Below are 7,971 nucleotides of genomic sequence, written 5' to 3'. Positions count from 1 at the left end.
GGGGGGGCCTGCCTTGGGACCAAGGTTGAGGCCCCGACGGTCCGTAGGTGCGGTTCAGCCCCGCTTCGCCGCACCCTCTTCCAAGGCCCCGCGGCCGTCAAGCCCGCCGCCCTCCTCGCCGTCCTCGTCCTCATCATCCTTCGCGCTCCACCCGGTGACCGTCTCCACCAGGTCCTTCAAGGAAAAGACCGTTATGAAGAAGGCCGACACAGGCAAAGCCAGATAGACGTACCGGATCTCGAGCCACGGGATCGACTGCATGGTGGCGTTCGAGCGCATGACCCAGACGATCCCGTACCAGAAGACGACGAGGTAGGTCGTCAACTCGATTGCGATCACGAGCGTGCGGATGGCGCGCGAGAGGACCGGGTGGGTCACTTTGGAGACCGCCACGTCGACGACGAAGTGGCTCTTGGTGCGCACGAGCTCGGCGGAGCCCAAAAAGATCATCCAGATCAAGGCCGCCTGAATCCAGTCATCCGTCTGCGTGAAGTTGTAGACGGGGACGAAGCGCACGAAGACATTCAGAATGAACATCACGAAGATCGCGGCCAGAAGGAACGTGCAGACCGCGCGGACGGTTTTGGAGAAGAGCGCTTCGAAAACGTTGATGGCGTCACGCATGGCTTATTCCCCCAAGAGACCGGCAAACCCGACGGAGAGTTCGGGGACGAAGGCGACCAGAACCGCGAGGAGAATCATGATCACGACGTAGCCCACGGCTTCGCGGGCGATCGCCATCAGTTTTTCACCCGTGATGGAGCTCATCACGTAGAGGTTGAGCCCCACGGGGGGCGTCAAGACGCCGATCGCGAGCGCCACGCACATGACGATCCCCAACTGGGTCACGTCGTAGCCGAAGCTCTTCGCGAGCGGGACGAAGATGGGTACCGTGATGAGGAGAATCGCCGTCCCCTCCATGAAGCAGCCCATCACGACGAGGATCGCGATGATCATGAGGATCACCGGGGTGATCGAGTGGAAGTTCGACGTGATGAAGCTGATCGTCTCCTGGGGGATGCGCGTGTAGAGGAGCACGTACTGAAAGAACCCGGCGGTCGCGATCACGAACATTACCTTGGCGGTCTGCTCCACGGTCTCCCAGAAGATCCTCGGGAGGTCCTTCACCTTCAAGGTTTTCGTGACGAAGAACCCCAACGCCATCACGTAGAGGGACGCCACGGCAGCGGCCTCCGTCGCAGTGAAGTACCCGCCGAACATCCCGCCGATGACGATCACCGGCGTCAGGAGCGCCCAGAATGCGTCCTTGAACGCGGCCCAGCGCACCGACATGGGTTCGGGGTCCGCTTTGGCGTAGCCGTTCTTCCAGCTCACGTACGAGGACCACCCCATGAAGGCGAGCCCCAAGAGAAGCCCCGGGAGGACGCCCGCTTCAAAAAGGGCGTTCACCGACGTCGACGTCAACCCCGCGTAGAGGATGAGCGTGATGGACGGCGGAATGATCGGCCCCAGCGCCCCGCCCGCGGCGATCGTGGCGCAGGAAAAGGGCCTGGCGTACCCCGCCTTCGTCATCTCCCCGATCGCGATCATGCCGATCCCGGCCGCGCACGCGGCGGCCGAGCCCGACATCGCCGCCATGACGATCGAGGCGGCGATCGCGGCGTTCGAGAGCCCGCCCCAGCGGTGCCCGAGGCAGACGCGCCCGAAGCCGAAGAGGCTCCGCGAGATCCCGCCCACGCTCATGAGGTTGCCCATGAGCAGAAAGAACGGAATCGACATCAGCGTGATGCCGGAGACCTGCGCGAACATGCGCTGTGGCACGAGAAAGAGCCGCGCCATGTCGCCGCCGGCCGCGAGGTACGTCGCGATCGAGGCGAAGCCCATCGTGACCGCCGTGGTGACCCCGAGAAAGAGGAGCAGCACGACCGCCGCGAAGATGAGGAACATCGTCATCTGAAGTTCTGATCCGTTTCATCGGCGAAGCCGCGCGGAGGGGGCGGGAGGCCCCACGCCTGCGCGGCTTCGGGTTGTGTTTTGGCGTCGGGCGCGCCTTACTTCGTCTTCTCGATCGCGGCCAAGAGCTCGTCCATCGCGGCCTTGCCGGAGAGCTGGCTCACCTTCTCGTAGGCGGGCTTCATCTTCGAGACGAAGGACGCGCGGTCCGGGGTGGTGACGTTCATCCCCTTGGCTTTGAGCTCCTCGATCACCTGCGCTTCGCCGTGGGAGATCTTTTCGCGCGTCAAGTTCTGGGCCTTCACGGCCTCTTCCTTGAAGATCACGCGGACGTTCTCAGGGAGGCCGTCCATGAACATCTTGTTCGCGAGGAACACCTGACAGTCGAAGTAGTGGTTCGTGAGCGCGAGCTGGTCCTGCGTTTCGAAGAGCGAATCCGCGAGGATCGTGAAGACGGGGTTCTCTTCCCCGGCGACGACGCCCTGCTTCAAGGAAGTGTAGAGCTCGCTGTACGCAATCCGCTGCGTGTTGGCGCCGATCGCGTCGAACGCCGCAAGGAGCCCGGTCGAGGGCGGCACGCGGATCTTGACGCCTTTGAGGTCGTCGGCGGAGTTCACCACGATCCCTTTGGTCGTCGTCTGGCGGAAGCCGTAGTCGAACATCGAGAGCCCGACGGCGTCGTTGGCTTCGAGCTTGGCGTTCATCCAGTCCATCACGAACCCGTCGATCACCTTGTGGGCCTGGTCGTAGTCCGAGAAGAGGAAGGGCGCCGTCATGGCGTTCAGTTCCTTCGCGTACATCGCCATGTTCCCGAGCGAGACGATCGACATGTCCAAGGCGCCCAGCGTGATCTGTTCCGCCAACGCTGGCTGGTCGCCCAGTTCCCCTGCCGGGTAGACCTCCACCTTGTATTCGCCGTTCGTGCGGGCTTCGACCGCTTTGGCGAACTGCATGGCCGCTTCGTGGTGCACGTGCGAGACCGCGGCGGTGTGGGCGAGCCGGACCGTCTGGGCGGCCTCGGCCGGGAACGACGCAAGAAGCGCGCAGGCGCAGGCCGCGGAAAGCAGGGATTTCGTCATGGCGGAGAGCTCCGGGAGTGTTGAGTGGACGGGACTGCGGGGGCGCGTGGGCCCCGGCCCGTACGGTTTGCGCCGTATTGTACAGGGCGGGCGCGTGCTGTCGAAACCCGGCAATTCCTGAGGCGCCCGGGCCGGTATGCATGGGCCTGTTTGTGTGCGTGGAGAAGGCTCCCGGAAAAGCCGACGGCCCGCAGCGCGAGTCTGCTTCGCGCTGCGGGCCGCCGGGCGGTCAGGGACGGGTTTGGGAGGCGTTCATTCCCCCAACATCAGAACGCCCACTGCCCCTGGACCATGGCGTTGACGCCGTTCTTAAGACCGGCGTAGCCGTTGACGCCCGCGGAGAAGGCGAAGGTGCCCGCGTCGTTCACGTACTTCCAACCCGCCGACAGGATCCCGGTCGTGCCATCCATGTCGGTCGTGTTGAGCTTCACGCGCGACGTGCCGTCGTCGGCGCTCCCCTGCCCTTCGGCCTTCAAGACCTGCTCGAGCGCGAGGCCGACGTAGGGCTTGAGGCTCTGGGAATGCGCGTACGTGAGCTGAACGCGGTGGCTCTCCAGCGCGTCGTAGGTGAAGGTCGACCCCGCGACGTCCGTCGTGCCGGCCTTCTTGTAGGTCTCCTTTTCGCGGCCGTCGTAGAAGTAGGAGGCGTACGCCCACGCGTCGAACGATTGCGAGAGCGCCCAGTCGTAGTGCACGCCCAGGTGCGCGCCCCAGTAAGCCGAAGTGCGGTTTAAGTCGAGCTTCTTGCCCGCGATCGTTACGTCGAAGGCGTTCCGGAGCGCCCCGCCCTTCACGTAAGCCGTGGCGTGGAGGTCGGGGATCAGTTCCTGACTCACGAAGACGCCCGCGCCCGCGTAGTTGTGGTCGCCGTCACCGGTGACGCGCCCGGTCGACGTGGGCGAATCGGTCTCGTAGTCGGCGTGGCCCATTTCGAGGAAGACGCCGGTCTGGGTCTTCCCGAAGGTCATGGCGTAGCCGAGGAGGCCCGTCGTGTTGGTCGAGTCCATGCGGGGGTGACGGTCGAACCCGTACTTGCCGGATCGTGCGGCCGCGAAGAGGCCGTCGACAGGCTTGGGCGCACGCAGGGCCGTATCGACCAGAAGGTCGGACGCCTCCCAGAGCGTGCCGAAGGTGGACGCGGAGGACTGCATGAGGGCGTTGGTTTCGTCGTTGGCGGACTCGGTGACCTCGATCGAGGATCCACTTTCGAACGTAATGACGAGCTCCTGGACGGAGCTGTCCGGATCGGACGAGTCGACGATCTTGAGGTCCACGCTCTCGGGCTTGATCCTGAAGGTCTCGACACGGGAGAGCGATTCAATTGTTCTCACCTCTTCGTCGTAATTGAAGAGCTCCTCGGTGTAGGTGCCTGCTTCGACGGGCGCGCCCTGAAGGTCGGTGAAGCCCGCGGCAGCCGAAATCAGGGTGTAGGTCCCGGCAAGCTCGGCCGTCGGGACGACGGTGATGAGGGAGCGGGTGTCGCCCTCGGCCGGTTCGATCGTGACGGCTGTCGTGCCCGTGACGTCGATGGTGGGGTCCTTTGTGCTTGTGTCCCCGCTGACGCTGAAGGTGTAATTTTGGAAGTTTCTCAGTGTGCCGGTCACGATGCGGCTGGCCGTCTCGAGGGTGTTTCCTAAGAAGTAGTTCGCAGCCAAGGGGCCGGCATAGGAACCAACGATCATATTGAATTGAGCCGGACCGTTCCCGCCGGACCCGCAGCCCGACCCTCCTTCCGCACCTCCAGTCCTTCGGTCCGCCCGCCCCGGCCCGCTAGAATGACTGCGACCAAACTCCCGCGACCACCGACCACGCCTCCCCCATGCGCCAGATCTTTCAGCCCTTCCCCTACTTCCTTCCCGCGGACCCCGAGCCCGTGCGGCGCCTCTTCGAGACGACTGGCTCGATCCGTCGCGTGAAGAAGGCTGAGGTTCTGAAGCGCGGCGGCGAAGACGCGAAGCTCTTCTTCCTGACGAAGGGTCTCTGCGCCTACCAATTGGACGGCACGGCGTCCGGGCGAACGGTCCATCTCGCGATCATCCCGCCGGGACGCGCCATGGGCGACCTCACCGCGTCCGTCCACGCCCGCGCCAACGTCGTGACGGTGGCGCTGGAGCCCTCGGAAGTCTTGGTCACGGCGCCGGGCGAACTCACCCGCGCGATGCGGGACGGCCGCGTGCCGCCCGAGACCGAGATCGCGAACGTGATCGCAAAGGAGGAGGCGTTGCTCGAAGGCATGACCGCGAACTTCACGCTCCCGCCGGAGATGCGCCTTCGCGTCTTCTTCAAGGCGATGGCGCGGAGCTGGGGGCTCGCGACGGAGCCGGACGATGACGGTCTCCTCACGCTCCCCCTCACCGTCACCGCGGAGACGATCGGGGCGGTGCTGAACATGAACCGCGTGTCGGTCTCGAAGATCTTCGGGAAGTGGACCGCGGCGGGGCTCGCCAAGCGCGAGGGCCGCAGCTGGTGCGTTTCCACCGAACTCTTCCGGGGCCTCTACGACTGGATCGAGCACCCGGGGTCCGACGGGCACTTCTGAGCACGCGGCCCCTCTTCTCACCTCACCTCTGCTCAAATCACCTCCACCTCACCCCGGACACACGAAACCCGCACGGGCCCAAGACCCATGCGGGTTCGTCTTTTCCTGATCTCGGTGGACGTTGCCGGAGACCGCGCCAGGGCGCGGGGAGCACCGCGCGCCGTTCCGTCGGCCTATCAGCAGTTACTTCCCGGCCTTGATGTACTCTTCGGCCGAGTCGACCGCGATGCGGGCGGAGTTGACCGCGAAGCCCACGGTGGAACCGGCCATGAGGAGGTCGTACGAGTCGCCGTACATGCCGCCCACGTCGTTCCCGACCGCGTAGAGGCCCGGGATCGGGTCTTCGTACTGCGTGACGACTTCGAAGCGTTCATTGGCCTTGATGCCGCCCAGCGTGCCCAGGGTCGACGCGACGCTCTTGATCGCGTAGAAGGGACCGGTCTTCACTTCGCGGAGGTACTGCGGGTCCTTCGCGAATTCGGCGTCGTGGCGCACGGCGCAGAAGCCGTTGTAGGCCTCGACCGTCTTCTTCAATTTCGCCGGATCCATGCCGGTCGCCTTGGCGAGACCGTCCAACGTATCCGCCTTGAAGGCCCAGCCCGCCTTCACCGCGGCGTCCCATTCCTTCTCGAAGTTCGTGAGCTTGGTGCCGACCGGAACCATGACGCCGACGCCCAAGTCGATGCCCTGGTCCTTTTCCATGTGGTCGAGCGTCGCCTGGTCGTAGACCACGTACATCGTGCCGCCGATGCGCTCCAGCGCGTTCCCGGCGAAGGGCCATTCGAGCATGATCTTCTCGTCGCAGAAGCGTTCACCCTTGGGTGTGAGCCACAAGTGCGGCTGCTTCGCGGTGGCGGAGACGTGGTTCGTCGTCCCCACGCCGCGCGGACCCGGACGGTAGGAGGCCTGCACTTCGGTGCCCTCGGCACCGGCGCCCACGGCCCACGCCATGCGGATGCCGTCGCCGGTCTTGCCGTCCTGAGCAAGGCCGTCGGCGTTCGGGAAGCGCAGATACTTCTCGCGCATTTCCTTGTTCGCGAAGAACCCGCCCGTCGCGATGATGGTCGCCTTGGCGTTCACCGTGATCTTGTCGCCGTCCTTATTCGTCGCGACGACGCCGGTCACCGTCCCGTCCTTCGTGATGAGGTCGGTGCCCCAGGTGTTCAGCAGCAGCGTCTGCCCCTTGTCCTTGTACTTCGCGATGAAATTGTTGATCCAACCGGCCCCTCTGCCTTCGTAGATGTGCCATGTGTACAGTCCATTCGGGTAATTGCTGAACAATTTTTCAAACTTTACGCCGTTCGCCATCATCCAGTCGATGGTGTCCGCGGAGCGGTCGACGAAGGCGCGGACCATGCGGGCGTTGCCGCGCCAGTGGCCGTAGTTCATGATCTTTTGGAAGGCTTCGTCCTTGGTGAGGCCGTAGTTCCAGTCGCGCTGCATCTTGCTCTCCACCGCGAAGATGCCTTCCGAGAACTTCCCGGTGCCGCCCACCATGCCGGACTTCTCCAGCGTGACGACTTTGAGGCCCTTTTCGGCGGCGGCCCAAGCGGCGGCGGTGCCCGACGCCCCGGCGCCGATCACGACGACGTCGGCGTCGTAGGCGACTTCGGCGGCGAAGCCCATCGGAATCATGGTTGCGGTGACGGCCGCGGCAAGAAGCGTGCGGCGAACGATGTTCGGCATGGTTCTCTCCTTCTGTTGGTTGTGGTGTGTTCGTTTGGTAGATGCGGCTCGGCTCGGCGTCGTGCGGATCGCATTCGGGGCTTCGGTCCCAAGCCCGGGGCGCCGCGCCGGCCGCGCGTCAATCAGCGATTGTGGAGAGATCCGCCGCGGGAAACTGTAGCCGCGGCTACGTTTGCGGGCGGTATAAACCCGCGAATCAAGGAAAGTCCCGAGGAGCGTTCTCTTGGCCGGGGGCCCGGAGCCGCTCAGGGGTGGCCGTGGTCGGTAGGGACGGCCGAGGATGGCCGAGGTTGGTCGTAGTGGAGCCCCACGGGCGCAAAAAGCCGGAAGCCCGCAGGCTTCTCGCACTGCGGGCTCCCGGGCTTTGGGTAGGGGGTCGGCGTCCAGCGTTCACCGGGCTCCCAAGGACGGAGAACCGTTTTACCCCGAGGGGTCGGGTCCTCACTCTTCCGGCGAAGGCCGGCCGTTCAACCCCAAACTTCACAAATCAGTGAATCTGCCAGGAGGTCTGCCCGAACCACTTCTTCTCGATCGCGTCGTACGTGCCGTCGGCGTGGAGTTCAGCCAAGGCCTTGTTGATCTCGGCGGCCAAAGCTTCGTTCCCCTTACGGACGACCATGCCCATCTCGGACTTCTGGATGGGTTCCAAACGTTCGACCTTCTTGGCGAGCGACGGGCGCATCAGGACCATGTAGTCGGTCGAGGGGCGCGAATTGATCACGGCGTCGCAGTTTTCCGTGATGAGGTTCAGCA

7 protein-coding genes are annotated in these 7,971 nt (G+C 64.5%); 1 reads left to right on the top strand and 6 read right to left on the bottom strand.

The annotated features are described in order from the left end of the window. Positions 1-54: 54 nt before the first annotated feature. The 4 genes from HMPREF9440_RS02095 to HMPREF9440_RS02080 form a co-directional block, all read right to left on the bottom strand. A complete protein-coding gene (locus HMPREF9440_RS02095; RefSeq protein WP_008541022.1) occupies positions 55-624 on the bottom strand; it encodes a TRAP transporter small permease in 570 nt (189 codons plus the stop codon). A gap of 3 nt (positions 625-627) precedes the next feature. Further along, the gene (locus HMPREF9440_RS02090; RefSeq protein ID WP_008541021.1) at positions 628-1,914 is read right to left on the bottom strand and encodes a TRAP transporter large permease; all 1,287 of its coding nucleotides are present in this window, start codon (positions 1,912-1,914) and stop codon (positions 628-630) included. A 98-nt stretch (positions 1,915-2,012) separates the two neighbouring features. Further along, positions 2,013-2,993: a TRAP transporter substrate-binding protein gene (locus tag HMPREF9440_RS02085; protein WP_008541020.1), complete on the bottom strand. Its 981-nt coding sequence runs from the start codon at positions 2,991-2,993 to the stop codon at positions 2,013-2,015. A gap of 266 nt (positions 2,994-3,259) precedes the next feature. After that, entirely contained in the window at positions 3,260-4,675 is a 1,416-nt protein-coding gene (locus HMPREF9440_RS02080; RefSeq protein ID WP_008541019.1) for a hypothetical protein, read from the bottom strand. 137 nt (positions 4,676-4,812) lie between these two features. Between HMPREF9440_RS02080 and HMPREF9440_RS02075 the strand changes: the two genes are divergently transcribed. Next, positions 4,813-5,532 (top strand): Crp/Fnr family transcriptional regulator, encoded by a 720-nt coding sequence (locus HMPREF9440_RS02075; protein ID WP_008541018.1) that lies wholly within the window; start codon positions 4,813-4,815, stop codon positions 5,530-5,532. 183 nt (positions 5,533-5,715) lie between these two features. Here the strand turns inward: HMPREF9440_RS02075 and HMPREF9440_RS02070 are convergent, their stop codons facing one another. Both HMPREF9440_RS02070 and HMPREF9440_RS11340 read right to left on the bottom strand, forming a co-directional pair. Next, the gene (locus HMPREF9440_RS02070) at positions 5,716-7,218 is read right to left on the bottom strand and encodes an FAD-dependent oxidoreductase (protein WP_008541017.1); all 1,503 of its coding nucleotides are present in this window, start codon (positions 7,216-7,218) and stop codon (positions 5,716-5,718) included. A 487-nt stretch (positions 7,219-7,705) separates the two neighbouring features. Beyond that, positions 7,706-7,971: substrate-binding periplasmic protein (locus HMPREF9440_RS11340; protein ID WP_040763230.1), on the bottom strand; the 266-nt coding region annotated here is incomplete at its 5' end.

The organism is Sutterella parvirubra YIT 11816 (assembly GCF_000250875.1).
Taxonomy (GTDB): Bacteria; Pseudomonadota; Gammaproteobacteria; order Burkholderiales; family Burkholderiaceae_F; genus Sutterella; species Sutterella parvirubra.
Note: the sequence above shows the minus strand (reverse complement) of the source record. Positions and strands in the feature narration are given on the sequence as shown.

What these genes read in the sequence shown, in the direction of transcription:
- HMPREF9440_RS02075 (WP_008541018.1), top strand. Translation starts at nt 4,813, where the DNA reads ATGCGCCAGATCTTTCAGCCCTTCCCCTACTTCCTTCCCGCGGACCCC.
- HMPREF9440_RS02080 (WP_008541019.1), bottom strand. Translation starts at nt 4,675, where the DNA reads ATGATCGTTGGTTCCTATGCCGGCCCCTTGGCTGCGAACTACTTCTTA.
- HMPREF9440_RS02090 (WP_008541021.1), bottom strand. Translation starts at nt 1,914, where the DNA reads ATGACGATGTTCCTCATCTTCGCGGCGGTCGTGCTGCTCCTCTTTCTC.
- HMPREF9440_RS02095 (WP_008541022.1), bottom strand. Translation starts at nt 624, where the DNA reads ATGCGTGACGCCATCAACGTTTTCGAAGCGCTCTTCTCCAAAACCGTC.
- HMPREF9440_RS02070 (WP_008541017.1), bottom strand. Translation starts at nt 7,218, where the DNA reads ATGCCGAACATCGTTCGCCGCACGCTTCTTGCCGCGGCCGTCACCGCA.
- HMPREF9440_RS02085 (WP_008541020.1), bottom strand. Translation starts at nt 2,993, where the DNA reads ATGACGAAATCCCTGCTTTCCGCGGCCTGCGCCTGCGCGCTTCTTGCG.